The sequence below is a fragment of the Geodermatophilus sp. SYSU D00815 genome (assembly GCF_054050035.1).
In genome coordinates, this window is record NZ_JBJGYO010000010.1 from 122676 (window position 1) to 147162 (window position 24487).

General features: G+C 76.2%; 27 protein-coding genes. 17 read left to right on the forward strand and 10 right to left on the reverse strand.

Annotation, left to right across the window (positions count from 1 at the left end; genetic code table 11):
• The first annotated feature begins 13 nt into the window (after positions 1–13).
• Entirely contained in the window at positions 14–1072 is a 1059-nt protein-coding gene (gene ligD, locus ACI78S_RS13695) for a non-homologous end-joining DNA ligase (protein ID WP_456974132.1), read from the forward strand.
• Here ligD and ACI78S_RS13700 read toward each other — a convergent pair.
• The gene (locus ACI78S_RS13700) at positions 1006–1653 is read right to left on the reverse strand and encodes a hypothetical protein (RefSeq protein WP_456974134.1); all 648 of its coding nucleotides are present in this window, start codon (positions 1651–1653) and stop codon (positions 1006–1008) included. The genes ligD and ACI78S_RS13700 overlap by 67 nt on opposite strands.
• A gap of 52 nt (positions 1654–1705) precedes the next feature.
• Positions 1706–2131, reverse strand: a complete 426-nt coding sequence (locus ACI78S_RS13705) for a hypothetical protein (RefSeq protein WP_456974136.1) — start codon at positions 2129–2131, stop codon at positions 1706–1708.
• A 64-nt stretch (positions 2132–2195) separates the two neighbouring features.
• On the opposite strand from ACI78S_RS13705, the gene ACI78S_RS13710 reads away from it, so the two are divergent.
• Complete coding sequence (locus tag ACI78S_RS13710; RefSeq protein ID WP_456974138.1) at positions 2196–2687, forward strand: hypothetical protein; 492 nt, start codon at positions 2196–2198, stop codon at positions 2685–2687.
• A gap of 1 nt (position 2688) precedes the next feature.
• Here ACI78S_RS13710 and ACI78S_RS13715 read toward each other — a convergent pair whose 3' ends face one another.
• Positions 2689–2877, reverse strand: a complete 189-nt coding sequence (locus ACI78S_RS13715; protein ID WP_456974140.1) for a hypothetical protein — start codon at positions 2875–2877, stop codon at positions 2689–2691.
• A 217-nt stretch (positions 2878–3094) separates the two neighbouring features.
• Here ACI78S_RS13715 and ACI78S_RS13720 point away from each other — a divergent pair, with 217 nt between their 5' ends.
• From ACI78S_RS13720 to ACI78S_RS13730, 3 genes are all read left to right on the forward strand, one after another.
• Positions 3095–3505: a hypothetical protein gene (locus ACI78S_RS13720; RefSeq protein ID WP_456974142.1), complete on the forward strand. Its 411-nt coding sequence runs from the start codon at positions 3095–3097 to the stop codon at positions 3503–3505.
• Between the two features lie 85 nt (positions 3506–3590).
• On the forward strand, positions 3591–3833 hold the full coding sequence (locus ACI78S_RS13725; protein WP_456974144.1) for a hypothetical protein: 243 nt from the start codon (positions 3591–3593) through the stop codon (positions 3831–3833).
• Between the two features lie 106 nt (positions 3834–3939).
• Positions 3940–4143, forward strand: coding sequence for a cold-shock protein (locus tag ACI78S_RS13730; RefSeq protein ID WP_263551050.1), 204 nt, complete (start codon positions 3940–3942; stop codon positions 4141–4143).
• Positions 4144–4211: 68 nt separating this feature from the next.
• Here the strand turns inward: ACI78S_RS13730 and ACI78S_RS13735 are convergent, their stop codons facing one another.
• Together ACI78S_RS13735 and ACI78S_RS13740 are read right to left on the reverse strand one after the other, a co-directional pair.
• Positions 4212–4673, reverse strand: coding sequence for a hypothetical protein (locus tag ACI78S_RS13735; protein WP_456974146.1), 462 nt, complete (start codon positions 4671–4673; stop codon positions 4212–4214).
• 116 nt (positions 4674–4789) lie between these two features.
• A complete protein-coding gene (locus ACI78S_RS13740) occupies positions 4790–5431 on the reverse strand; it encodes a hypothetical protein (protein ID WP_456974148.1) in 642 nt (213 codons plus the stop codon).
• Between the two features lie 177 nt (positions 5432–5608).
• On the opposite strand from ACI78S_RS13740, the gene ACI78S_RS13745 reads away from it, so the two are divergent.
• From ACI78S_RS13745 to msrB, 3 genes are read left to right on the forward strand one after another with little or no spacing between them, the layout of a single operon-like run.
• Positions 5609–7732: a histidine kinase gene (locus ACI78S_RS13745; RefSeq protein WP_456974150.1), complete on the forward strand. Its 2124-nt coding sequence runs from the start codon at positions 5609–5611 to the stop codon at positions 7730–7732.
• On the forward strand, positions 7725–8396 hold the full coding sequence (locus ACI78S_RS13750) for a response regulator (protein ID WP_456974152.1): 672 nt from the start codon (positions 7725–7727) through the stop codon (positions 8394–8396). Before ACI78S_RS13745 ends, ACI78S_RS13750 begins: the two co-directional genes overlap by 8 nt.
• A 33-nt stretch (positions 8397–8429) precedes the next feature.
• Complete coding sequence (msrB, locus tag ACI78S_RS13755) at positions 8430–8849, forward strand: peptide-methionine (R)-S-oxide reductase MsrB (protein WP_456974154.1); 420 nt, start codon at positions 8430–8432, stop codon at positions 8847–8849.
• Positions 8850–8891: 42 nt separating this feature from the next.
• On the opposite strand, the gene hemQ is transcribed toward msrB, so the two are convergent.
• Entirely contained in the window at positions 8892–9623 is a 732-nt protein-coding gene (hemQ, locus tag ACI78S_RS13760) for a hydrogen peroxide-dependent heme synthase (protein WP_456974156.1), read from the reverse strand.
• Between the two features lie 184 nt (positions 9624–9807).
• Between hemQ and ACI78S_RS13765 the strand changes: the two genes are divergently transcribed.
• The 4 genes from ACI78S_RS13765 to ACI78S_RS13780 are packed head-to-tail and all read left to right on the forward strand — an operon-like array spanning position 9808 to position 13636.
• The gene (locus ACI78S_RS13765; RefSeq protein WP_456974158.1) at positions 9808–10827 is read left to right on the forward strand and encodes a siderophore ABC transporter substrate-binding protein; all 1020 of its coding nucleotides are present in this window, start codon (positions 9808–9810) and stop codon (positions 10825–10827) included.
• A 28-nt stretch (positions 10828–10855) separates the two neighbouring features.
• Positions 10856–11875 (forward strand): ABC transporter permease, encoded by a 1020-nt coding sequence (locus ACI78S_RS13770; RefSeq protein WP_456974160.1) that lies wholly within the window; start codon positions 10856–10858, stop codon positions 11873–11875.
• Complete coding sequence (locus tag ACI78S_RS13775; protein WP_456974162.1) at positions 11865–12881, forward strand: iron chelate uptake ABC transporter family permease subunit; 1017 nt, start codon at positions 11865–11867, stop codon at positions 12879–12881. The genes ACI78S_RS13770 and ACI78S_RS13775 overlap by 11 nt, the downstream gene beginning before the upstream one ends.
• The gene (locus ACI78S_RS13780; protein WP_456974164.1) at positions 12878–13636 is read left to right on the forward strand and encodes an iron ABC transporter ATP-binding protein; all 759 of its coding nucleotides are present in this window, start codon (positions 12878–12880) and stop codon (positions 13634–13636) included. The genes ACI78S_RS13775 and ACI78S_RS13780 overlap by 4 nt, the downstream gene beginning before the upstream one ends.
• Before the next feature lie 26 nt (positions 13637–13662).
• Here the strand turns inward: ACI78S_RS13780 and ACI78S_RS13785 are convergent, their stop codons facing one another.
• Entirely contained in the window at positions 13663–14190 is a 528-nt protein-coding gene (locus ACI78S_RS13785; RefSeq protein WP_456974165.1) for a YceI family protein, read from the reverse strand.
• Positions 14187–14693: a hypothetical protein gene (locus ACI78S_RS13790; RefSeq protein ID WP_456974167.1), complete on the reverse strand. Its 507-nt coding sequence runs from the start codon at positions 14691–14693 to the stop codon at positions 14187–14189. The genes ACI78S_RS13785 and ACI78S_RS13790 overlap by 4 nt, the downstream gene beginning before the upstream one ends.
• A 151-nt stretch (positions 14694–14844) precedes the next feature.
• Here ACI78S_RS13790 and ACI78S_RS13795 point away from each other — a divergent pair, with 151 nt between their 5' ends.
• Positions 14845–17634: an ATP-binding protein gene (locus ACI78S_RS13795; protein WP_456974169.1), complete on the forward strand. Its 2790-nt coding sequence runs from the start codon at positions 14845–14847 to the stop codon at positions 17632–17634.
• On the opposite strand, the gene hemG is transcribed toward ACI78S_RS13795, so the two are convergent.
• Entirely contained in the window at positions 17597–19249 is a 1653-nt protein-coding gene (hemG, locus tag ACI78S_RS13800; RefSeq protein WP_456974171.1) for a protoporphyrinogen oxidase, read from the reverse strand. The two genes, ACI78S_RS13795 and hemG, sit on opposite strands and share 38 nt — an antisense overlap.
• Positions 19246–20298, reverse strand: a complete 1053-nt coding sequence (gene hemE, locus ACI78S_RS13805) for a uroporphyrinogen decarboxylase (protein ID WP_456974173.1) — start codon at positions 20296–20298, stop codon at positions 19246–19248. The genes hemG and hemE overlap by 4 nt, the downstream gene beginning before the upstream one ends.
• A gap of 128 nt (positions 20299–20426) precedes the next feature.
• Between hemE and ACI78S_RS13810 the strand changes: the two genes are divergently transcribed.
• The 4 genes from ACI78S_RS13810 (at position 20427) to ACI78S_RS13825 (ending at position 24487) form a co-directional block, all read left to right on the forward strand.
• Positions 20427–21050, forward strand: a complete 624-nt coding sequence (locus ACI78S_RS13810; RefSeq protein ID WP_456974175.1) for a DUF3000 domain-containing protein — start codon at positions 20427–20429, stop codon at positions 21048–21050.
• Positions 21051–21124: 74 nt separating this feature from the next.
• Positions 21125–22360 carry a ribonuclease D gene (locus ACI78S_RS13815; protein ID WP_456974177.1) on the forward strand — a complete coding sequence of 412 codons (1236 nt, stop codon included), beginning with the start codon at positions 21125–21127 and terminating at the stop codon, positions 22358–22360.
• A 220-nt stretch (positions 22361–22580) separates the two neighbouring features.
• Positions 22581–22991, forward strand: coding sequence for a response regulator (locus ACI78S_RS13820; protein ID WP_456974179.1), 411 nt, complete (start codon positions 22581–22583; stop codon positions 22989–22991).
• 164 nt (positions 22992–23155) lie between these two features.
• Positions 23156–24487 carry an ATP-binding protein gene (locus ACI78S_RS13825; RefSeq protein WP_456974181.1) on the forward strand — a complete coding sequence of 444 codons (1332 nt, stop codon included), beginning with the start codon at positions 23156–23158 and terminating at the stop codon, positions 24485–24487.

Genomic DNA, 24487 nt, shown 5'->3' on the forward strand with positions numbered 1-24487 from the left:
GAATGGAGCGCCCATGGCCGCGAGCAAGGACGCCGTCGTCCTGGAGATCGACGGGCACGAGGTCCGCGTCTCCAACCCGGAGAAGCCCTACTTCGCCGAGCGCGGCATCCGCAAGATCGACGTCGTCGAGTACTTCGTCTCGGTCGGCCCGGGCATCCTGCACGCGCTGCGCGACCGGCCCACGACGCTGGAGCGCTGGCCCGGCGGCGTCTTCGAGGGCGCGCGGCTGTCGACCCGGGTCGACAACACCGGGGACGCCTTCTACCAGAAGCGGGTGCCGAAGAACGCCCCCGACTGGGTGCCGACCGCGCACATCACCTTCCCGAGCGGGCGGACGGCGGACGAGATCGCCCCCGACTCGGTGGCGGTGGTGGCCTGGTGCGCCAACCTCGGCACGCTGACCTTCCACCCGTGGCCGGTGTCGAAGGGCGACGTCGAGCAGCCCGACCAGATCCGCATCGACCTCGACCCGCAGCCGGGCACCGACTTCGCCGACGCGGTGCGGGTCGCCCCGCACGTGCGCGAGCTGCTCGGCGAGTTCGGCATGCAGGGCTGGCCCAAGACCTCCGGCGGGCGGGGCGTGCACGTCTACGTGCCGATCCAGCCGCGCTGGACCTTCCCCGAGGTGCGCCGCGCGGTGATCGCGTTCGGCCGCGAGCTGGAGCGGCGGCTGCCCGACCGCGTGACGATGTCGTGGTGGAAGGAGGAGCGCGGCGAGAAGATCTTCATCGACTACAACCAGATGGCCCGGGACCGCACGATCGCCTCGGCGTACTCCATCCGCCCCAAGCCGCACGCCCCCGTCTCGGCGCCGGTGGACTGGGAGGAGCTGCCCGACGTCCACCCCACCGACTTCGACGTGCTCACCATGCCCGAGCGCTTCCGCGCGGTGGGCGACAAGCACGCCGGCCTGTCCGACCACTCGTTCGGCATCGAGCCGCTGCTGGAGCTGGCCGAGCGGCAGGCGCGGGACCAGGGCCTGGGCGACCTGCCCTATCCCCCGGACTACCCGAAGATGCCGGGCGAGCCGATGCGCGTGCAGCCGAGCCGCGCCCGCAAGCCCGCTGACTGACCGACGGGGACGACCGGCGGCTCGTCCGCGGAGTGGGCGCGCGCGGCCGCCGGCGGCTCGGCCAGCGCCTGCTCGAAGCAGGCGTGCAGCAGGGTGAGGCGGTCGACCAGCCGGTCCACGTAGAGGACGGACGACCCGACGGCGACCGGCCGCTGCATCAGGAACCAGAAGAAGCGGTCCAGCTCGCGGCCGTCGTCGTGCTCCCGGCGCTCGGCGGGGGTGGGGAGGTAGCCGACGGCGGCGAGGAACAGGTGGGCGACGCGGCGGTGCAGCGCGACCGTCGCCCGCGCGTGGGCCGCGACGGCGTCGCCGAGCCGGTCGGCGGTCACGCCCGCGGGCGGGCGCGCCACCAGGCCCACGGCCCGTCCCAGCAGCGGGACCAGCCGGGGCCGGTCGGCGTCGGAGAGCAGGTCGTTGGCGTGCCGGAGCACCGCGGCGAGCTCGTGGTCGACGCAGTCGGGGGCGTCGCTGAACGGCTCACCGGCGAGGAGGGACGTGTACTCCAGGAAGCACGCGCCCCGGGACGGGTGCTTGTGCTTCCCCCGGCTCAGCACCGGCATCAGGTCCGGGACCACGGCCATGGGGCAGCCTAGCCGGGTCCCGGCCCCCGGCGGGGGCCGTTGCGCGCAGCGGTCAGGCGGCGGCGCGGTGCCGGCCCGACGTGCGCTCCACCGCCGAGGACCAGGTGCTGGCCAGGGCCGCGATGGTCGCCATGGCCTCCTCGTAGATGCGCTCGTGCGACTCCACGGGCGCCTCGTAGATCACCTCGGCGATCGCCTCGTCGGTCACCTCGACGACCGCCTCGGCCTCCTCCTCGGTCACCTGGTCGGCGACGTCCCCGGCGGTGTCGTCGGCGGTGTCCTCGACGGGGTCCTCGACGGTGTCCTCGACCACCGGGGCGCCGGCCACCGCCTCCGGCTCCGGCGTGGGGGCGGCGGCGACCGGCACCGGCCGCCGGACCGGCCCGGCGATGGTCAGCGCCACCGTGGGGTGGGCCGTCCCGGCCGCGGCGGGAACCGGGATGCGGGGCAGCACCTGCGTGTCACCGGAAGTCGTCACGCTGCTCCCTATCGGCGGACGCCGACCCTCGCGTGACCGCGGTCCCGCGGGGCAGGATCCCGCCGTGTCGCCCTACGACCCCGAGCCGTGGCACGACCTCGGCGTGGCCGTGGCGGGCGCCTGCGCCGCGCTGACCGGCCTGCTCTTCGTCGCCGTCTCGCTCAACCTGGCGCGGATCCTGGAGTTCCGCACGCTGCCCGGCCGCGCGGCGCGGACCCTCGGCCTGCTCGTGGCGCTGCTGGTCGCCGGCGTCCTCCTCCTGGTGCCGGGGCAGCCCGACGGCGCGCTGGCCGCCGAGCTGGGCGGGCTGGGGCTCTTCCTCGCCGCGAGCGCGGGCACCTCGGTGCGGCACGTCCGCCACGGGGAGTCGCCGCACAGCCGGGTGGTGCCGGCGGCGGCCGTCCTGCTGGTCCCGGCGCTCGCCCTGCTGGTGTGCGGCGTCAGCCTCGCCGCCGGCGCCGGCGGTGGGCTCTACTGGCTGGCGGCGGCCGTCGTCACCGGCATGGCCGGCGCGACGGTGAACGCCTGGGTGCTGCTGGTGGAGATCAACCGCTAGCTCACCGCGCCAGCAGCATCGCGGTGACGTCGAGGTCGTGCGCGCCCTGCGCCGCGGCGTCGGTCCGGATCGCGAACGCCAGCGAGACGGCCCGGGCGAGCACCGCGGGGCCGCGCACCTCGGCGGGCAGGAAGCCCGTCGCGGCCAGGCGCGGGCGGGCGACGGGGGCGAACGCGGTGGCGGGCGGCATGGGAGGACTCCTGTCGTCGGTGCGGACCGGGTCCGTCCCGGTCGTCGACCAGCCTGCGCCGGGCACCGCACCCCTCCCGCAGGGAAACCGCACGATCGCCGCAAGACGCCGCCGCTCACCCGGTCGGGTGAGGTCGCCCCGGTTCCGGCCCGCTCCCGCTCTCGCCGGGGCACCGATGTGTCGTTCCTGCATGCACGAGCCGGGAGGAGGTGGGGACGTGCGGATCTCGTTCGTGGTGTACGGGCTGCTCTACGTCATGGTCGAGCTGGTCGGCGCGGAGATCGAGGCGATCGGCTGGCCCGAGCTGACCGGGCTGGACGTCGCCACCGCGATCGCCCAGGCGGTGTTCACCATCAGCATCGCGCTCGCCGTCCTCCTCGGGCTCGACGTCCTGGTCCGCCGCTGGCGCCGCTCGCGGCAGGCCTGGCACGCGGAACGGGCCCGGCTCGCCGCCGAGGCGGAGCAGGAGCCGATCCCCGTCGGGGCCGGCCGCCCGGAGCCCGTGGCGGTGCCCGCGGGCAGCGCCCCCGGCCCCTTCACCGGACCCGACTACGCGACCCGGGACGACGGCGCTCTGCCGCTCTACGTCCCCTCGGAGATCCTCGACCGCGACGGCCGCCGCCTCTAGCCGGTCGCGCCGCGGAGCCGGCACCGCCGGTGCGGTGAGGCAGCGGTAACGCCGACGACACATCCGCGGCGCATGCTCCAGGGGCATGACGTGGAGCCGGTACGCCGCGGGCGCCGCGGAGGTCGTGACCGCGGAGACCCTGTGCTGCGGGGAGCCCCGTCCCCTGTCCCGGCCGGTGGGGGTGGCGCACGCCGTGCCGGTCCCGGCGGCCTCCGGCCCGGGCGCCGCGGTCTGCGGCGAGCCGGTGACCGTGGTCGGCGGCCTGGACTGGCAGATGGTCTGGGGCGTCCCCCGCTGCCCGGCCTGCCGGCAGCTCGCGGGTTGTTGACGCGGGCCCCCCTTCCCTCCGCGCTCCGGACGGCTAGTGTTCAGCCCGTCGGGAACACACTGCGCAATGGCAGGACCCCGATGCACCACTCAGCTAGGAGCAGGGAATGCCCGAAGGAACTGTCAAGTGGTTCAACGCGGAGAAGGGGTTCGGCTTCGCCACCCCTGACGGTGGTGGACCGGACGTGTTCGTCCACTACTCGTCCATCCAGACCAGCGGCTACCGCTCGCTCGACGAAGGGCAGCGCATCTCGTTCGACATCGAGCAGGGCCAGAAGGGCCCGCAGGCGGCGAACGTCCACCCGCTCTGAGCGTCTGATCTCGCGCCAGCGCCCCCGTCCGGTCCGCCGGGCGGGGGCGCTGCCGCGTCCGGGACCGGTCAGCGCCGGCGCGGCACGTACCCGCCGATGAGCGCCGCCATGAGCAGCGCGCCGTCGTCGTGGCCGAGGGCGTCGGCGGCCTGCGCCATCGCCCGCCAGCGCTCCCGCTCGACCTCCGTCGGGGCCTTCTCCGCCCGGACGGCGAGCTGCTCGAGCAGCCGCTCCCACTCCCCCTGCGGCGTCGGCCAGAGCCCGGCCAGCCGGCGCGCCTCCGCCGAGATGCCGGTGAACCGGACGATCTCGCCGGCGTAGGTGGTCAGCACCTCGACGAGGCCGGCCGCCACGAGGGCCCGCGCCGCCGCCAGCACGTCCGGCTTCGGCAGCCCGCTGGCCGGCACCACCTGCCCCAGGTAGGGCGCACCGCCGTGCGCCGGGGCGTCGACCAGCCGCGCGATCGCCCGCAGGACCGGCAGGTCGCGGGTGAACCAGACGTCGTCCAACGGTCGGTCCAGCGGTTCCACCGCCCGACCACCTCCTCGCCTGCTCCGGACGCCTCACGGTACGAGACCCGGCTGCCCGCGCCGGCGCCGGCCGACCCCTCCCGCGCCGTGCGCGGAGGGGGTCGGCCGGTGCGCGGTCAGCGGCGGGCGGTGGCGAGGTCCGGGCGCAGGGCGAGCACCAGCCCGAGGGCGGCGTAGCCGGCGAGCAGGTGGCCGGCGGCGATGTACGGCGCCGCGGCGGGCAGCAGGGCGGCGGCGGGCACGCACACCGGCGCCCAGCTCTCGGCGACCGCCGGCCAGACGCGGGCGGCGCCGCGCCAGCGCCCGGCGATCGCGATGCGGATGCCGATGGCGAACATGCCGAGCATGGAGAGGGGCCAGAAGGCGTCGAGCGCGACCCACGCCGGGGCGTCGTCCCACGCCGGGACCGCGATGGTCTGCACCGTGGAGACCATCGCCAGGCCGAGGAGCACGTGCTCGGCGTGCAGCAGCCGCCGGGCCAGCCGGCCGGTGCCGATCGCCCCGGTGCGCAGCTGCACCGCGACGAGGGCGACCAGGCCGATCTGGAACAGCAGGGTCGAGGTGTTGTAGACCGTCGCGTCCAGGCCCGGCTCCGCGCCGAGGCCGTAGACGAAGATGCAGGCCGCCCAGGCGGCCGAGCCGGCCGTGGTGGCGAGGCCGGCCAGCCGGACCGCCGACCGGGTGGTGGCGGGGGGCGCCGGCGGGCGGGCGGCGCGGGCGTCGGTGCGGGCCGGTACGGGCGTGGTGCTGAGGGTCATCGGGTCCTCCGGGGTGCGGTGACGGCGCTCGGTGCGCCGTCCTGGCACCACCGTCGGCGGGCGCCGTCCCGGGCACCCAGGGCCGGCCGCCCTCGATCCGGTCCTCTCCCCCGTCCCGGGGGACTCGGGACAGCTGCCTCCTGACGGACGGGACACCGGTCGGCGAGGATCCTGCGTGTGCCCGCCGCCCCCGACCTCGCCGCGCCGCGCGTCGCGGCGCCTCCCCCACCCCGGGAGGCCCGGCGGCCCGGGTTCGTGGCCGCGTGGGCGGTCGCGCTGGTCAGCGCCGCCGCCACGCTGGGCGCCGCCGTCCTCGACCTGCTGACACCCGCCGCGACGCGGGCCGCGGCCGAGGCGACCGTCGGCTGGGTCATCGGCCTGCCCGGGCTGCTGCTCGCGGTCCCGGCCGGCCTGCTCCTCGCGCGCCTGCCCCGCCACCCCGTCTCGTGGGTGCTCGGCGGCAACGCCCTGGCCTGGGGCCTCGACGGGCTGGCCCAGTCCTGGCTGGTGCACGCGCTGCGCGGCGAGGAGGCGCTGCCCGGGGCGACGGCGGCGTTCTGGTTCGTCTCCCGCTTCGGCGCCTGGCTGCTGATCGGGCTGCCGCTGCTCCTGCTGGTCTACCCCGACGGCCGCCTGCCCGGCGGCCGCTGGCGGCCGGTCGCGGTCGCGGGGCTCGCCGCCGCCGCGGTCCTGCCGCTGCTGCTCATGGTCGCGCCCGCCGCGCTGCTCGACGCCGGCTCCGGCACCACCACCTCGTCCTTCTACGACCGGGTGGACCTCGACCCGACCAGCCTGCCCCTCCCGGCCGGCGTGGTGCTGCCGCTGCTGCGCATCGGCCTGCCGGCGGCGATGCTCGGCATCGGCATCGCGCTCGCCGCGGTCGTCGCCCGCTACCGCCGGGCCACCGGCGAGCGGCGGCTGCAGCTGCGGTGGCTGCTGTGGGCCGGCGTCGTCGACGCGCTCGTGCTGCTCGCCACGCTCGTCGTGCCGGGCGACCCGAGCTCGCTGGCCTTCAGCCTCGCCGTCGGCCTCACCGGGGCGGCGGTCGCGGTCGGCCTGCTGCGGCCGCGGCTGGTCGACATCGACCGCCTGCTCGGCGGCACGCTGGTCTACGGCGGCCTGGCCGTCGCCGTCGTCGTCCTCGACCTCGCGGTGATCGCCGCCGCCGGGGCGCTGCTCGGCGACCGGCTCGGCGACCGCGACGCCACCCTGCTGGCGCTGCTGGTCGTGACCGGCCTGTACGTGCCGCTGCGCGCGCAGGCGTGGCGGCTGGTCCGCCGCTGGGTGCTGGGCGAGCGCGAGGACCCCTACCGCGTCGTCGCCGACCTGGCCTACCGGCTGGAGCGCTCCGACGGCGTCGACGAGCAGCTCGCCGCGGTCGCCGACGGCGTCGCCGAGGCCTTCCGCTCGCCCTACGTCGGCGTGGAGGTCGACGCCGTGGGCGGCGCCACGCTGCTCGTCGAGCACGGGCCGCGACCGGCCGCGGTGCAGGCGCTGCCGATCGCCTACCGCGGCGAGGAGGTCGGCCGCCTGCTGCTGCCCCGCGGCGGGGTCCGCGCGCACCTGGTCGCGCGGGACGAGCGGCTGCTCGCCGACGTCGTGCGGCAGGCCGCCGCCGCGGCGCGGGCCAGCTCGCTGGCCGCCCAGCTGCAGGACAGCCGCGAGCAGCTCGTCGCCGCCCGCGAGGAGGAGCGCCGCCGGCTGCGCCGCGACCTGCACGACGGCCTCGGGCCGAGCCTCGGCGCGGTGGTGCTGCGCATCGACCTGGCCCGCAACCTGGCCGGCCCCCGCCCGGACGAGGCCGACGCGGTGCTGCGGCAGGCCCGCGACGACGTGGCCGCCGCGCTCGCCGACGTGCGGCGGCTGGTGCACGACCTGCGCCCGCCCGCGCTCGACGACCTGGGGCTGACCGGCGCGGTCCGCCAGCAGGCCGAGCGGCTGCTGCCGGCGTCGGTGCACGTCGGCGTGCACGCCGCCCCCGACGTCGACGAGCTGCCCGCGGCGGTGGAGGTGGCCGCGTACCGGATCGCGTCGGAGGCGCTGGCCAACGTCGCCCGGCACGCGTCCGCGGGCCGGGTCGCGGTGCGGCTCGAGCGGCTGGCCGACGGCGCGCTGGCCGTCGAGGTGGCCGACGACGGCGTGGGCATCGAGCCCGGCGCGCCGGCCGGCGTCGGGCTGGTGTCGCTGCGCGAACGGGCCGCGGAGCTGGGCGGGACGTGCTCGGTCACGTGCCCGCCGGAGGGTGGGACGACGGTGCGGGCGGTCCTGCCCGTGGAGGGGAAGGGGATCGCTCGTGGCTGAGCCGGCCGTGCCGGAGGAGGACGGGCCCGTGCGGGTGGTCGTGGTGGACGACCACCCGGTCTACCGCGACGGGCTGGCCCTGCTGCTCGGGTCGGTGCCCGGGCTGGCGGTGGTGGGCACGGCCGCCGACGGCGCCGCCGCGGTGGACCTGGCGCTCGAGGAGCAGCCGGACGTCGTGATGATGGACGTGCAGATGCCCGGCCTCGACGGCATCGAGGCGACGCGGCGGATCACCAGCGCCTCGCCGTCGATCGGCGTCGTCGTCCTGACCATGAGCGAGGACGACGGCACGGTGTTCTCCGCGGTGCGGGCCGGCGCCCGCGGCTACCTGCTCAAGGGCGCCGACCAGGAGGAGGTCGTGCGGGCCATCACCACCGTGGCCGGCGGCGGCGCGGTGTTCGGCGCCGCCCTGGCACGGCGGATCGCCGACTTCTTCACCGCCGGCCCGCGGGGACCGGAGACGGCGTTCCCGCAGCTGACCGCCCGCGAGCGCGAGGTGCTCGACCTGGTGGCCGCCGGCCGGTCCAACGCGCAGATCGCCGCGACCCTGTACCTGTCGCCGAAGACCGTGCGCAACAACGTGTCCAACGTGCTGACCAAGCTGCAGGTGGCCGACCGGGCCGAGGCGATCGTCCGGGCCCGGGAGGCCGGATTCGGGCGCTGACCCGGCGTTGCGCGGCCGCCGTACCGTGAGGTCATGACCGCTTCCGCAGAGCAGCAGCCGAAGGTCGCGAAGACCGAGGAGGAGTGGCGGGCGCAGCTCTCGCCGGAGGAGTACGCCGTCCTGCGGCAGGCCGGCACCGAGCGGCCGTGGACCGGCGAGTACGTGGAGACGAAGACCGTCGGCGTCTACTCGTGCCGGGCGTGCGGGGCGGAGCTGTTCCGGTCGGAGACGAAGTTCGACTCGCACTGCGGCTGGCCGTCGTTCTGGGAGCCGTCGGCGTCCGACACCGTGGTCCTGCGCGAGGACCGCAGCTACGGGATGGTCCGCACCGAGGTGCTCTGCGGCACCTGCCACAGCCACCTCGGCCACGTCTTCGACGACGCCCCGCAGACCCCCACCGGCGACCGCTACTGCATCAACTCGCTGTCCATCCGGCTCGAGCCCGCCCGGTGAGCGGAGTGGGAGGGCGCGCTTCCCGCGTCCCTCCCACTCCGCTCACGGCAGGTCGGTGACCAGCTCGGCGACCGGCTTGCGGACGCCGGTGTAGAACGGCACCTCCTCGCGGACGTGCCGGCGGGCGCGGGAGGCCCGCAGGTCGCGCATGAGGTCGACGATGCGGTGCAGCTCGTCGGCCTCGAAGGCGAGCATCCACTCGTAGTCGCCCAGGGCGAACGAGGCGACGGTGTTGGCCCGCACGTCGGCGTAGCCGCGGGCCATCCGGCCGTGCTCGGCGAGCAGCTCGCGCCGCTCCTCGTCGGGCAGCAGGTACCACTCGTAGGAGCGCACGAACGGGTAGACGCACACGAACCGGCGCGGCTCCTCCTCGGCCAGGAAGGCCGGGATGTGGCTGCGGTTGAACTCGGCCGGCCGGTGCAGCGCCAGCTGCGACCACACCGGGTCGAGGTGCCGGCCGAACGCGGTGCGGCGCAGCCGGCCGTAGGCCTCCTGCAGCGCCTCCGCCGTCGGGGCGTGCCACCAGACCATGACGTCGGCGTCGGCCCGCAGACCGGAGACGTCGTAGGTGCCGCGGACGACGACGTCCTTGCCGGCCAGCTCCTCGAAGAGGGCGGCGACCTCGTCGGCGGCGGCGGCGCGCTGCTCGTCGCCGAGCGGCCGGGCGAGCCGGAACACCGACCACATCGTGTAGCGGATCATGGCGTTGAGCTCGTTCGCCCGCTTGCCGATGCTGCGTGCCTCGGTCGGCTGTCCCGTCTGCTGCTCGCTCATGGCGCCATTGTCCTCCGGGCTCCGGGGGCGACGACCACCGGCGGCGCCAGGCCGCCGCAGCCGGCGGGCCGGGCGCGGGAACCGGACGGGAGGGGCCGGAAGTCGGGTCGGCGCGAGGTTAGGTTAGCCTTCCCTGGCTTCACCACCGACCGTGCCCGCCCTCCCAGCAAGGACACCAGGAAGCATGCTGACACCGCGTCCCGTCGCGACGCTCTCGCTCGTCTCCGCAGCCGCGCTCGTGCTGGCCGGCTGCGGCGGCTCCGCCGACGCTCAGGACACCACCGAGGCGGCGGCCGGCACCGTCACCTACACGTGGGACCGCAACACCGCCGCCGAGGACGAGGACCCGACCTTCGAGGAGACCTCCGTCGAGGTCCCCGTGAACCCCGAGCGGATCGTCGTCTTCGACATGGCCAGCCTCGACACGATCGGCGCGCTGGGCGGCGAGGTCGCGGGCGCCCCGCTGGACTCGGTGCCCGACTACCTCCAGCAGCACCTCGCCGACGACGCGTTCAACGCCGGCACGCTGTTCGAGGCCGACATCATCGAGATCGAGTCGCAGCAGCCCGACCTCATCGTCATCGGCGGTCGCTCGGCGGCGCTGTACGAGGACCTCAGCGAGATCGCGCCGACCGTCGACCTGAGCCTGCAGGGGTCCTACACCGAGCACCTCGAGCGCACCGTCACCTTCCTCGGCGAGGTGCTCGGCGCCGAGGACGAGGCGGCCGCGGCGATCGACGAGCTCGAGGCGGGCATCGAGGAGGCGCGGGCGGCCACCGCCGAGGCCGGCACCGGGCTGGGCCTCATGGTCTCCGGCGGGGAGCTCAGCGCCATGGCGCCGGCGGCCGAGGGCGACACCGGCCGCGGGGCCCGCGGCGGCCTCATCTACGACGCGTTCGGCGTCCAGCCGGTGGTGGAGGACATCGCGGCCGCCACGCACGGCGAGCCGGTGTCGTTCGAGTTCCTGCTCGAGACGGACCCCGACTACCTCTGGGTCGTCGACCGCGACGCCGCCACCGGCGAGGAGGGCGCCCAGCCGGCCGCCACGGTGCTCGACAACGACATCGTCAAGCAGACCACCGCCTACCAGGACGACCACATCGTCTACCTCGACCCGACGGCCTGGTACATCGTCTTCGGCGGCATCGACACCACGCAGATCATGATCGACGACGTGCTGCAGATCGCGGAGGCGTCGGCCTGACCCGCGCTCGGCACCGCTCCCGTCGTCCATGACGGCGCTCGGCACCACCCCGACCGGCACCCCCGTCCCGGCGCGCCCCCGGCGCACCTGGGTGGGGGTGCTCGTCGGCGTGCTGCTCGCGGTCCTCGCGGTCGCGAGCCTGTTCGTCGGGGTCTCCGACGTCTCCCCGGTCTCGGTGCTCACCGGCGGCCCCGGCAGCGACGCCGCCTTCCTGCTCGGGGTGAGCCGGATCCCCCGCACGATCGCGGTGGTCCTCGTCGGCGCCTCCCTGGGCATCGCCGGGCTGATCATGCAGATGCTCGTGCGCAACAAGTTCGTCGAGCCGGGCACCACGGGCGTCAGCGAGTTCGCCACGCTCGGCATGCTCGTGACGATCGTGTTCTTCCCCGGCATGGCCGTGCTCGGGAAGATGGCCGTCGCCGCCGCGTTCGGCCTCCTCGGCACCTGGGTGTTCCTGCAGGTGGTCAAGGCCGTGCCCGTGCGCCAGCTCGTGCTGGTCCCGCTGGTCGGCATCATGCTCGGCGGCGTCGTCGGCGCCGTGACGACCTTCTTCGCCTACCGCCTGGACCTGCTGCAGTCGCTCGGGCAGTGGGCGCAGGGCAGCTTCGCCACGATCATGCAGGGGCGCTACGAGTTCGTCTGGATCGCCGGGCTCATGGTCGTCGTCGCCTGGGTGGCCGCCGACCGGTTCAGCGTGATCGGCCTCGGCGAGGAGTTCGCGACCAACCTGGGGCTGGACTACCGGCGGATCGTGGCCGTCGGCATGGTGGTCGTCGCGGTGATCACGGCGGCGGTGCTGGTCACGGCGGGCCTGATCCCGTTCCTGGGGCTGGTGGTCCCGAACATCGTGAGCCTCCTCATCGGCGACAACGTGCGCCGCGCGATCCCGTGGGTCGCGGGGCTGGGCGCCGTGTTCGTCCTGGGCTGCGACATCCTGGCGCGCGTCGTGCGCTTCCCCTACGAGATCCCGCTGTCGGTCATCGTCGGCGTCGTCGGCGCGGCGGTGTTCCTGTGGCTGCTCCTGCGGAAGGGCAGCCGTGCTCACTGACCCCGTCGCCACGACACCCGCCCCCGTCGCGGCCCGCGCCCGCGTCCGGGCGCGCTGGGCCCGCCCGTCCGTGCGGCTGGCCGTGCTCGCCGCCGCCGTCCTGGTCCTGACCGCCGGCTACCTGTTCACCGACGTCCCCGGTTCGCTGGCCTTCGCGCTGGAGATCCGCAGCCGCACGGTGCTCGCGATGCTCGTCGTGGCGACGGCGGTGGGCGTCTCCACGGTGGTCTTCCACACCATCACGCAGAACCGCATCCTCACCCCGTCGATCATGGGGTTCGACGCGTTCTACGTGCTCGTCTCGACGGTCATCGTGTTCGCCGCCGGCTCGGCGTCGTTCCTGGGCGTGGACCCGCTCACCCTGTGGCTGGTCCAGCTCGTCGTCATGGTCGCCTTCAGCGTCTCGCTCTTCACCTGGCTGTTCGGGGGCCGGCGCCGGTCGATCCACCTCATGCTGCTCGTGGGCATCGTGCTGGGCACGTTCTTCCGCAGCTTCACCGAGTGGATGCAGCGGATGCTCGACCCGCTGGACTTCCAGGTGCTCTCCGACGCGATGTTCGCCTCCCTCACCCGGCCCGACGAGACGCTGCTGCTGCTCACCGCCGTCCTCGTCGTCCTGGGCTGCGCCGCCGTCGTGCCGCTGCTGCGCACCCTCGACGTGCTGACGCTGGGCGCGCCGGCGGCCGTGGGCCTGGGCGTCGACCACCGGCGGGTGGTGATGACCGCGCTCGCGGTCGTCTCGGTGCTCGTCGCCGCGTCGACGGCGCTGGTGGGGCCGATCCTGTTCCTCGGCCTGATCGTCGCCAACCTCGCCTACTCCTACGCCGGCTCGTTCCGGCACGTGTGGACGGTGCCCACCGCCGTGCTCATCGGGATGGTGTGCCTGCTGGGCGGCCAGCTGGTCCTGGAGCAGGCGCTCGACTTCGGCGGCACCCTGTCCACGGTCATCGACTTCGCCGGTGGCCTGTTCTTCCTGTACCTCGTGCTGCGGAAGGGGGCGCGGTGATCCTGCTCGAGGGCGTCACGAAGCGCTACGGCCGGCAGACCGTCGTCGACGACGTCTCGCTCCGCTTCGGCGAGGAGGGGGTGACGGCGCTGATCGGCCCGAACGGCGCCGGCAAGTCGACCCTGTTCGGCCTCGTCGGCCGCCTCGTCCAGCCCGACGCCGGCCGGATCACGGTGGAGGGGGCCGACGTCGCGACGGCGTCGTCGCGGGACCTCGCCCGCACCCTCGCCGTGCTGCGCCAGGACAACCACGTCGCCGCTCGCCTCACCGTGCACGACCTGGTGGAGTTCGGCCGGTTCCCGCACTCGCGCGGCCGGCTCACGGTGGCCGACCGCGAGCACATCGAGCGCGCGATCGCCTACCTCGACCTCGACGCCCACCGCGGCCGGTTCCTCGACGAGCTCTCCGGCGGTCAGCGCCAGCGCGCCTTCATCGCGATGGTGCTCGCGCAGGACACGCGCCACGTCCTGCTCGACGAGCCGCTCAACAACCTCGACCTGCGGCACATGACCGAGACGATGGGGCTCGTCCGCCGCATGGCCGACGAGCTCGGCAAGCGGGTCGTCGTCGTGCTGCACGACATCAACTTCGCGGCGACCTGGTCCGACCGCATCGTCGCGATGCGCGACGGCCGCGTCGTGGCCGACGGGCCGCCGCGGGAGATCATGCGGCCCGGGGTGCTGGAGGCCGTCTACGACACGACCGTCGACGTCCGGGAGATCGACGGCCGGCCCGTCGCGCTGTACTACGGCTAGCGCGATCGGGCCGGCGCGCCCACGGCTCACGGCAGCGCCGGGGTGAGCCAGGCGTCGATCGCGATCCGCACGGGGCGGCCCACCAGGAACGACGGCGCCCGGATGCCGACCGCGGTCCGGTCGAGGACGCCGGTGGCGCGCACCCGCAGCCACGAGCCGTCCGGGGCCGCCGCCTCCGGCCCGCCGACCAGGGTCAGCGGCGCCGAGGTGCCGCGGACGGCGAGCACGCCCTCGGCGCGCCACGCGCCGTCCTCGCCCGCGGTGAACCGGTCGGCCGACCAGGTCATCGTCGGGTGCCGGTCGACGTCGAGGAAGCGCGGCGCGCGCAGGTCGGCGTCCCGGCGCGCGATGCCGGTGTCCAGGCTGTCGAGGTCGACCTCGGCCCGGACCCGCAGCGGGGCGCCGTCGGCCCCGATCTGCACCCGGCCCCAGCGGCAGGCGACCGAGCCGTGCACGGGGCGGCCGACGTTGCCGACGGTGAACGCGACGCGGGTGCGGCTGTCGGAGACCGCCCACGTCCCGGCCGCGATCCGGGCCCGCAGCAGGCCGGTCACGACCGCACCGCCCGCGGGACGTCGGCGCGCACGACGCGGCCGAGCTCGAGGCGGTCGTAGCCGGGCAGCAGCGCCGGGTCCTCGCCGGGCAGCAGCGGGGTGCGCATGATCCGCTCCTGCACCTCGGTGTGCGCCTCCAGGGAGGTGGCGGTGCCGAGGACGACGATCCGGTGGTCCGCCGACTCGAGGACCAGCGTGCCCACCAGGCCCTCGACGTCCCGGACGGCCGGGTGGATCCGCTCGCGGCCGCCGACCTCGGCGGCCCGGGCGACGGCCGGGTCGCCGGCGCCGTTGAGCCAGGTGACCTGCGCGAACAGCGGCGTGCGGCCGGCGGCGGCGCCGTCGAAGCCGTCGACGACGCGGTAGACCCGCTCGCCGGCCGGCGCCGACTCCTCGTCGGGCCAGAACGCGAGCGTGGTGCTCCCCCCGCCGTCGAGGTGGGCGACCTCGACCGAGCCCACGGGCTCGCCGGGGGGCGGGGTGGCGGTGACGGTGGCGAACACGGGGTGCTCCCTCCGGTTCGGGGGCCGGCGGGTCCGGTCCCGGCGCGGAGGACGATCCGCCGGCGGAGCATCCGCGACATCCGTGGAAGCACGGGACCACGGCACTGAAACGCGGTACTCAGCGCCGTCGCGGACCGGGATACTGCGCGCCGTGTTCGTCGGTCGCACCGCCGAGCTGGCCGAGCTCAGGGGGCGCATCGCCGCGGCCGCCGGGGGCCGGGGCGGCCTGCTGGTGCTCTCCGGGCCCGCGGGCATCGGCAAGACCCGCACCGTGGAGGAGGCGGTGGCCGGCGCGCCCGCGGTCGCGTGGGGGCGGTGCGTGGACGACCCGGGCGCTCCGCCGCTGTGGCCGTGGCGGCGGGTGATGCGCACGCTGCCGGGCGTGCGCACGGCCGTCGAGGAGGCGCTGGCCGCCCGCGGGCCGGCCGATCCCGAGGCCGCCCGCTTCGCGCTGGTCGCCACCACCACCGAGGCCCTGCTGGAGGCGGCCGAGCCGGGCGGGCTGGTCGTCGTCCTGGAGGACCTGCACTGGGCCGACGAGACGTCGCTGCGGCTGCTGCGCCACCTCGCCGGCGAGCTGCAGCGGTCGCGGCTGCTGGTGATCGGCACCCACCGCGACCCGGCCGGGCCGGCCGGCGGGCGGCTGGAGGACGCGCTGCCGGACCTGCTGCGCTGGCCGGCCACCCGGGCGCTCCCGCTCGCCCCGCTGACGGAGGCCGACGTGCGCGCCTACCTGCCCGGGGCGACGGCGGAGGCGGCGCGCGCCGCGCACCGGCGCAGCGGCGGCAACCCGCTGTACCTGCGGGCGGTCGCCCGCGCCCCGGCCACGGGCGCCGACGGCGGCACGGAGCTGCGGCACCTGGTGCGGACGACGCTGACGGCCCTGCCGCCGCCGGTGCTGGACCTGCTCGACAGCGCGGCGGTGCTCGGGGAGGAGGTCGACGCGGCCCGCCTCGCCGCGGTCACCGGCCGCCCGCTCGACGAGGTGCGCACCGGGCTGGACGCCGCGGTGGGGGCAGGGGTGCTGGCCGCGGTGCCGGACGTGCCGGGCCGCCGCCGGTTCGTGCACGCGGTGGTGCGCGACGCCATCCACGACGACCTCTCCCCCAGCACCCGCGAGGAGCTGCACCGGCGGGCGGCGGAGGCGCTGGAGCGCTTCGCCGAGGACGACGACACCGCGGCCGGGGTGGTCGCCGGGCACTGGCTGCGCGCCGCCGCGGAGCCGGCCACCCTGCGCCGGGCGGCGGCGTGGGCGCGCCGGGCCGCGGTCGCCGCCACCCGGTCGCTGGCGTTCGAGGAGGCGGCCCGGTTCCTCGCGACGGCGCTGACCGCGGCCGACCGCGCCGGGGCCCGGGCCGGCGAGCGCGCCGAGCTGCTGCTGGAGCTGGCGACGGCGGAGTTCCGGGCCGGGCGCTCGGGCGAGGCGCTCGCGCACGCCGACGCCGCCTCCGAGGCCGCCGCGGCGTGCGGGCGCACCGATCTGCTCGCCCCGGCCGCGCTGACCGTCCACGACGTCGCGGCGCCCGGCTTCCCGCCCGCCGTCCTGCGCATGTGCGAACGGGCGCTGGCCGACCCGTCGCTGCCCGCCGCGACGCGCGCCCGGCTGCTCGCCCAGTCGGCGTCGGTGCTGGCCGACGCCGGCCGGTTGGGTGCCGCCGCGGCCCGGTCGGCCGAGGCGCTGGCGCTGGCCGAGGAGAGCGGCGACCCGGAGGCGGTGCTCGACGCCGTGCGCGCCCGGATGAAGGCCAGCCCGGCCGCGCTGCCCCGCGAGGAGCGGATGCGGCTGGGGCTGCTGGCGATCGCGCACGCCGGGACGACGGGCCAGCCGCTCGCGGAGCTGTGGGGCGCGAAGTGGCGGATCGACGCGGCGCTGGAGGTGGGCGACACCGCGACCACCGAGGACGAGCTGGCGCGGGTCACGGCGCTGGCGCGGCGCACCCGGCTGCCGCTGGTCCGCTGGCACGACCTGCGGCTGCGGGCGTCGGTCGCCGCGCTCTACGGCCGGTTCGACGAGGCGCTCGAGCTCAACGAGCAGGCGCGGGTCGTCGGCGAGGCGGAGCTGGGGCAGGACATCTCGGCGGCGGGCATGTCGGGGGCGTTCCTGTACCAGCACTCCCTGGTCACCGGCGTGGAGATGGACCTGGACGCCAACCCGGTGCGGCTGCTCCAGCTGGCCGACGACGTGCCGATCGTCCAGGCCAGCCGAGCGGTCACCGCGCTGGTGGGCGGCCTGCGCGACGAGGCCGCGGCGCGCTACGCGCAGCTGCGGCCGCGGCTGGTCGAGCGCGACTTCGTCGAGTCGGCGGGGGTGGCCGAGACGCTGGTGCCGCTGGTCGAGGCGTTCGGCGACGCGGCGGCGGCGGCCGACCTGGCCGCGGTCGTCGCCGGCCTGCAGCGGGTCGCCGCGGGCGGCGCCGGGGTCTACTGCTGCGGGTCCCTGGAGGTGCTGCTCGGCCGGCTCGCCGCCGTCCGGGGCGAGTGGGAGGTGGCGGTGGCGCACTTCGCGGAGGCGCTGGCCGTGGACACCCGCACGGGCGCCCGGCCGGCCGCCGTCAACGACCGGGTCGGGCTGGCGGGCGCGCTGCTGGAGAGGGGCCGGGCCGCCGACCTGCCACGGGTCCGGGAGCTGGCCCGGACGGCGCTGGCGGAGGCGCGGCGGCTCGGCATGCCCGGGCCCGGACGGCGGGCCGCGGAGCTGGTGGAGCGGGCGGGCCGGGCGGCGCGCGCGGCGGACCCGCTCACCGGGAGGGAGCGGGAGATCGCCGCGCTCGTCGCCGAGGCCCTGACCAACCGGCAGATCGCCGATCGGCTGGTGCTCTCCGAGCGGACGGTGGAGAGCCACGTGCGGAACATCCTGGCCAAGCTGGGCCTGGCCAACCGCACGGAGATCGCGACGGCGGTGGTCAGCGGGCCGTCGCGGGCCGCTTCCCCGCGGCGCTGACCAGCGTGGCGTGCGCGGCGCGGCAGTCGTCGCAGACGGCCATCCAGACGCTGTGCCTCAGGCAGCGGACGGGGCGGTCGGGGATCAGGTTCTTCTTCTCGTCGGGGTGGTGCTGGTGGTTCACCCCGGGCTCAACAGCGCCGGCCGCCCGCAGATGCCCCGCCCGCCCCGTGGCGTCCGCCACCCCGGGCTTTCGGTACCGAAGGCCCGGGGGACGGCGGGGCTTTCGGTACCGAAACCCCGGGGAGCCCGAGAGGAGGGCGTCGAGGGCGTGGTGCGCGTCGCGGATGCAGGCCGGGACGCCGACCCCGCGGAAGGCCGCGCCGGCGATGGCCAGGCCCGGCACCTCGCTCACCGCGGCCCGGACCGCGTCCACCCGGTCCTGGTGCCCGACCAGGTACTGCGGCAGCCCGCCGCCCCACCGCGCCAGGTGCGTGGCCACCGGTTCCGGCCGCTCCAGGCCGAGCAGGTCGGCGACGTCGGCGACGACGGCGGCGGTCAGCTCGCCGTCGCCGCGCTGCAGCTCCGACTCGTCGCGGAACCGGCCCACCGACGCCCGCACCAGCAGGTGCTCGCCCGCGAGGTGCGGCCACTTGGCCGAGGAGACGGTCACGCCCTTGACCAGCCGGCCGGTCACCGGCGGGACGAGCAGCCCGGAGCCGGCGTCGACCCGCTGGGCCGGGAACGCCATCGCCACGACCGCCATCGACGCGTACGGGATCCCGCGCAGCGGCTCCGCGGCGGCCGGGACTGCGTCGGCGAGCAGCCGGGCGGCCTTGGGCGCCGGCGCGGTCACCAGGACGGCGTCGGCGGTCAGCGTCTCCGGGCGCGCGGCCGGGCCGACGGACAGCGCGAACCCGCGGGCGGTGCGGCGCAGGCCGTGCGCCGGGGTGCCCAGCCGGACCTCGGCGCGGGCGGCGGCGACCAGCGCGGCCGGCAGCGCGCCGATGCCGTCCGACACCGTCGTGAACACCGGGCCGTCGTCGTCGCCGCGGCTGCGGGTGCCGGCGTCCCGCGCGGCCGCGGCGGCGGCCAGCACCGACCCCGCCCGCGGCAGCTGCGCGGCCAGCGCCGGCATGGTGGCGGCGAGGGAGAGCTCGTCGGCGCGGCCGGCGTAGACGCCGCCGAGCAGCGGCTCGACCAGGCGGTCGACCAGCTCGTCGCCGAGCCGCTCGCGCAGCAGCACCCCCACGCCGACGTCTCCGTCGAGGGCGAGCGGCGGCAGCCCGGCCTCCGCGCGCACCCGCGCGACGCCGCCCGGCGACAGCAGCCCCTCCAGGCCGTCGGCAGACGCCGGGACGCCGAGCACGGTCCCGGCCGGCAGCGGGTGCCGGCCGTCGGGCAGGACGACGGCGGCCTGCGTGGTCGCCGGCGCGACCAGCCGGTCGGCCATGCCGAGCTGCTCGACCAGCCGCACCGCCTCGGGCACCCGCGCCAGCAGCGCCTCCGGGCCGGTGTCGTACCAGTGCCCGGCCAGCTCGATCCGGTCCAGCTTGCCGCCGATCCGGTCGCCGGCCTCGAGGACCACGACCTCGTCGTCCGGCCGGCGCCGGCGCCACTCGAACGCGGCGGCCAGGCCGGTGATCCCGGCCCCGACGACGACCAGGCGGCTCATCGGGACGACAGCTCGTGGACCAGCTCGACGACGTGGGTGAGCACGTCGGGGTCGGTCTCGGGCAGGACGCCGTGGCCGAGGTTGAACACGTGCCCGCGCGCGGCGCGTCCCTGCTCCACCACCCGGCGCACCTCGCGGTCGACCGTGGCGCGGTCGGCGAGCAGCACCGCCGGGTCGAGGTTGCCCTGCAGCGAGTAGCCCGGGCCCACCCGGCGGGCGGCCTCGTCGAGCGGCACGCGCCAGTCGACGCCGACCACGTCGGCGCCGGCGTCGCCGATCAGCGGCAGCAGCTCGCCGGTGCCGACGCCGAAGTGGATCCGCGGCACCTCGTGGCCGCCGAGACCGTCGAACACGGCGCGCGAGTGCGGCAGCGCCCGCTCGGCGTAGTCGGCGGCCGACAGCACCCCGGCCCAGCTGTCGAACAGCTGCACCGCGCTGGCCCCGGCGGCGACCTGGGCGCGCAGGAACGTCGCGGCGGAGACGGCCAGCCGGTCGAGCAGGCGGGACCACGCCCCCGGCTCGGCGTACATGAAGGCCTTGGTGCGGGCGTGCTCCTTCGACGGCCCGCCCTCGATCAGGTACGTGGCCAGGGTGAACGGCGCCCCGGCGAAGCCGATCAGCGGCGTCGCGCCGAGCTCGGCCACCAGCTGGCGGACGGCGGTCTCCAGGAACGCCAGCCGCTCCGGCTCGAGCGGCGGCAGGGCGTCGACGTCGGCGACCGTGCGCACCGGCGTGGCCACCACCGGGCCGACGCCGGGCTTGATCTCGATGTCCACCCCGGCCACCACCAGCGGCAGCACGATGTCGGAGAAGAGGATGGCCGCGTCCACCCCGTGCCGGCGCACCGGCTGCAGGGTGATCTCGGTGACCAGGTCGGGGTCCTGGCAGGCCTCGAGCATCGCCGTCCCCGCGCGCAGCGCCCGGTACTCGGGGAGCGAGCGCCCGGCCTGGCGCATGAACCACACCGGGGTGCGGTCCACCGGCAGGCCACGGGCGGCGCGGACGAGGGCGGAGTCGGCAGCGGCGGCGCTGTCGGGTGCGGTGCTCACGACCGCCGATCCTCCCAGACCGGGAATTGCCACACCCTCCGCGACCAGGCCGTCACGCAGGGGCACGGGCAGGCCGGATGCGGCGTGGCGGGCGCACAGCGCCCGTTCTCGCCCTACCCTGCGAAGGCGTGGAGCCGCACAGCCTGGCGGGCAGCGGGGACGCGGCCGGCAGCGAGCCGCCCGCGCCCTTCCGGGCTGCGCTGGAGGCGATGGCGCGGGTCCACCCGCGCGACGAGATCGTCCTCGAGACCATCCCTGCCCCGCAGCGGCTGGCCCCCTTCGCGCACGCCCTCGGCGCCCAGGTCTACGAGCCCGACGGCGACGAGGAGGTCGAGGTCGCCAGCGGCCGGTTCATCGTGCTCTACGACCCCGAGGGCCACCAGGCCTGGGACGGCACGACCCGCTGCGTCGGCTACGTCTCCGCGGTCACCGACGAGACCCTCGTCGACGACACGATGTTCTCCGAGGTCGCGTGGAGCTGGCTCACCGACGCGCTCGCCGAGGCAGGCGCGGGCTCCCACGCCGTCGGCGGCACGGTGACCCGCACCGCCTCCACCCGCTTCGGCGACCTCGCCGGCCCCGAGCACTCGGTGGAGGTCGAGATCCGCGCCTCCTGGACGGCGGAGGACAACAGCGCGCTCGACCGGCACCTGTCGGCCTTCCTCGAGGTGCTGGGCACCGCGGCCGGGTTGCCGCCGCCCGGCGTGCACCTGCTGGGTCCCTCCGGGCGCAGCGGCGACGGGACTCTCTAACATCGCAGGGCGGCCGTGCCTGCAGCACGGCGACGGGACTGCGAGAAGGTGGACGAGCGCTGAGCACCGCGCCCTTGGGAGATGAGGCCGTTCCGGCGCCGGAGGAGGACGCGTCGTCCGCCGTCCCGCTGCTGACGCCGCGCGACGGGCTGCCGCCGGTCGTGGAGACGTCCACCGCGCTGGTCGCGTACGCCGAGGCGCTGCGCGCGGGCACCGGCCCGGTCGCCGTCGACGCCGAGCGCGCCTCCGGCTACCGCTACGGCCAGCGCGCCTACCTCGTGCAGCTGCGCCGCCGCGGCGCCGGCACCGGCCTGATCGACCCGGTCCCGCTGCCCGACCTGTCGGTGCTGCAGGAGGCGATCGCCGACGAGGAGTGGGTCCTCCACGCGGCCAACCAGGACCTGCCGTGCCTGGCCGAGATCGGCCTGGTGCCGAGGCGCATCTTCGACACCGAGCTGGCCGCCCGGCTGGCCGGCCTGCCCCGGGTGGGGCTGGCCGCCGTCGTCGAGTCGCTGCTCGGGTACTCGCTGCAGAAGGGTCACTCGGCCGCCGACTGGAGCACCCGCCCGCTGCCCGAGGAGTGGCTGGTCTACGCCGCGCTCGACGTGGAGGTGCTGGTCGACCTGCGCGACGCGCTCGCCGCGCTGCTCGAGGAGCAGGGCAAGACCGAGTGGGCGCGGCAGGAGTTCGAGGCGATCCTGGCGGCGGGGCCGCCGGCGCCGAAGCCCGACCCGTGGCGGCGCACCTCCGGTGTCCACGGCCTGCGCAACCGGCGGCAGCTGGGCATGCTGCGCTCCCTCTGGCAGGCCCGCGACGACCTCGCCCGCCGGCGCGACCTCGCCCCCGGCCGGGTGCTGCCCGACGCCGCGATGGTCTCCGCCGTCCAGGCCGACCCCAAGAGCGAGGCGGCGCTGTTGGAGCTGCCGGTGTTCCGCGGGCGGGCCAACCGCAAGCTGGTCGGCACCTGGTTCGGCGCGCTCGCCCGCGGCCGCGCGCTGCCCGAGGCGGAGCTGCCCCTGCAGAGCCGGCCGGGCGACGGTCCGCCGCCGGTCAACCGCTGGGCCGACCGCGATCCGGCGGCCGCGACCCGGCTGCAGCGCGCTCGGGCCGGGCTGGCGGCGCTCTCCGAGGAGCACTCGGTCCCGGTGGAGAACCTGCTCTCCCCCGACCTGGTGCGCCGGCTCATGTGGACCCCGCCGGAGCCGCGCACGGCCGACACCGTGGCCGTGGCGCTGCGCGCCGGGGGCGCGCGCGAGTGGCAGGTCGAGCTGACCCGGGAGCTGCTCACCGAGGCGGTCGCGGCCGCCTGAGCGACCGCTCGCGGTCGCGGCGGGGGGACCCGCCCGGGGCGAGCGCCCGACCGGCGGCTACGCTCCCGCGACGGTGCCCCGTGCCCCCGGTTTTGGGTGTGCGCCCTCTCCCCCGGCGGGTGGTCCGGGGCAGCCTCGGAGCGCGCACCCTCTGTGGTGCACCGCACACAGCGACGAAGCGGGGCCAGAGTTCCGGAACCGGCCGATTGCGAGGACGCCGTTGATCAAGGTCATGGTGGTCGAGGACAACGACCTGGTCCGCGACGCCCTCGTCGACCTGCTGGGGACGACGCCGGAGGTCACGGTGGTCGCCGCGTGCGCCGACGGCTCCGAGGTGCTCGACAGCGCGCGGCGCACCCAGCCGGACGTCGTCCTCATGGACATCGTCATGCCGAAGATGGACGGCCTGGAGGCGGCCCGCCTGCTGCTCACCGAGGAGCCGTCGTCCCGCGTCGTCGTCCTGACCGGCAGCCTCACGCTCGAGCACGTGCGCCGGGCGCACGACCTGGGTGCGGTGGGCTTCCTGCTCAAGGACGGCGACCCGGGAGAGGTGTCCCGGGCGGTCACGGAGGTCGCCGACGGCGGCACCGCCTGGAGCGCCCCGGCCCGGGCGTACCTGCCGCCGTCGTGATCCGGCCACGCAGGGTCACCGAGTCGATCACCGTCCGCACCGGCACGACGGGGGGCACCCCCTACGAGTGATCCGAACCGCCCTCCGGCCCCTGCGCCGCCCCCCGGCCCGGACCGATACTCCCCGCGGTTCCACCCTGCGCTGCCGCAGACCCGCGAGGACCCATGCCGCTGACCAGTGACGCTCGGCCCAGCAGAGGCCATCCCGCGCTGCGCCGCGAGATCGTCGCGTTCATCTCGATCGCGCTCGTGGTCCTCACCCTGGTCGTGGCCGTCACCCTCGTGATCACCGACAAGATCGCCCGCGACAACGCCCAGCGCGAGGCAGAGCGCACCGTGAGCCGGCTGGCGACGGTCCTGGTGGAGCCGCTGCTCACCAACGTGCTGCGGGGCGAGGAGGAGGACCGGCGCGACCTCGACCAGATCCTCGGGGTCCGCAAGAGCGACGGCAGCCTGACCGAGGTGTTCGTCTGGACCGCCCAGGGCCAGATCGTCTACTCCACCGACCCGGCCCAGGTGGGCAGGCAGATCACCCCGACGCCGGAGCTGCGCGCCGCCATCGGCGGCGACGTCGTGTCGACCATCGAGGAGGCCTCGGAGGTCGACGACGACGACGTGCGCGCCGAGCCGCAGCTGGAGGTGTACGTGCCCATCGAGGCGGCCGAGGAGCAGCTGGCCCTCGAGGCCTACCTCAGCGCCTCCACGATCGACGACGAGGCGGCCCTGCTGCGCTCCCGCGCCGTGCCGCTCACCATCGGCGCCCTCCTGGTGCTCCAGCTGCTGCAGTTCCCGATCGCCGCCTCGATGGCGCGCCGGTTGACCCGGAACGAGGCGGAGCAGACCGACACGGTGCGGCGCTACCTGGCGGCCTCCGAGCGGGAGCGGCGGGAGATCGCCGCCGACGTGCACGACGGCCCAGTGCAGGACCTGGCCGGGGTGAGCTACGGCCTGCGCGCGCTGCGCCCCCACCTGCCGGAGCGGCAGCAGGCCTCCCTCGACCGCATGGTCGACGCGCTGCGCAGCGCCGTGACCTCGCTGCGCCGGCTGATGATCGCCATCTACCCGCCCGACCTCAGCGGACCGGGGCTGGCCACGGCGATCCAGGACCTGGGCGAGCGGGTCAAGGAGAACCTGACCGTGCACGTCGAGGCGGAGGCGCTGCCCGAGATGCGCTCGGAGGACGCCGCCGTGCTGTACCGCACCGCCCGCGAGGCGCTGGCCAACGTCGTGAAGCACGCGCAGGCGCGGAACGCCTGGATCCGGCTGCAGGAGGCCGACGGCCCGCGCGGGCCGGCGGTGCGGCTGCTCGTGGAGGACGACGGCGTGGGGCTCGACGAGGACTCCGACGAACTCGCGCTCAACGGCCACTTCGGCATGCGGCTGATCTGCGACCGCCTGGCCGAGCACGGCGGCACCGCGGAGCTGCGCAACCGGCCGGAGGGCGGGGCGGTGCTGGAGGCCCTCCTGCCGGTCGACGGGGCCGCCGACCACCCCTGA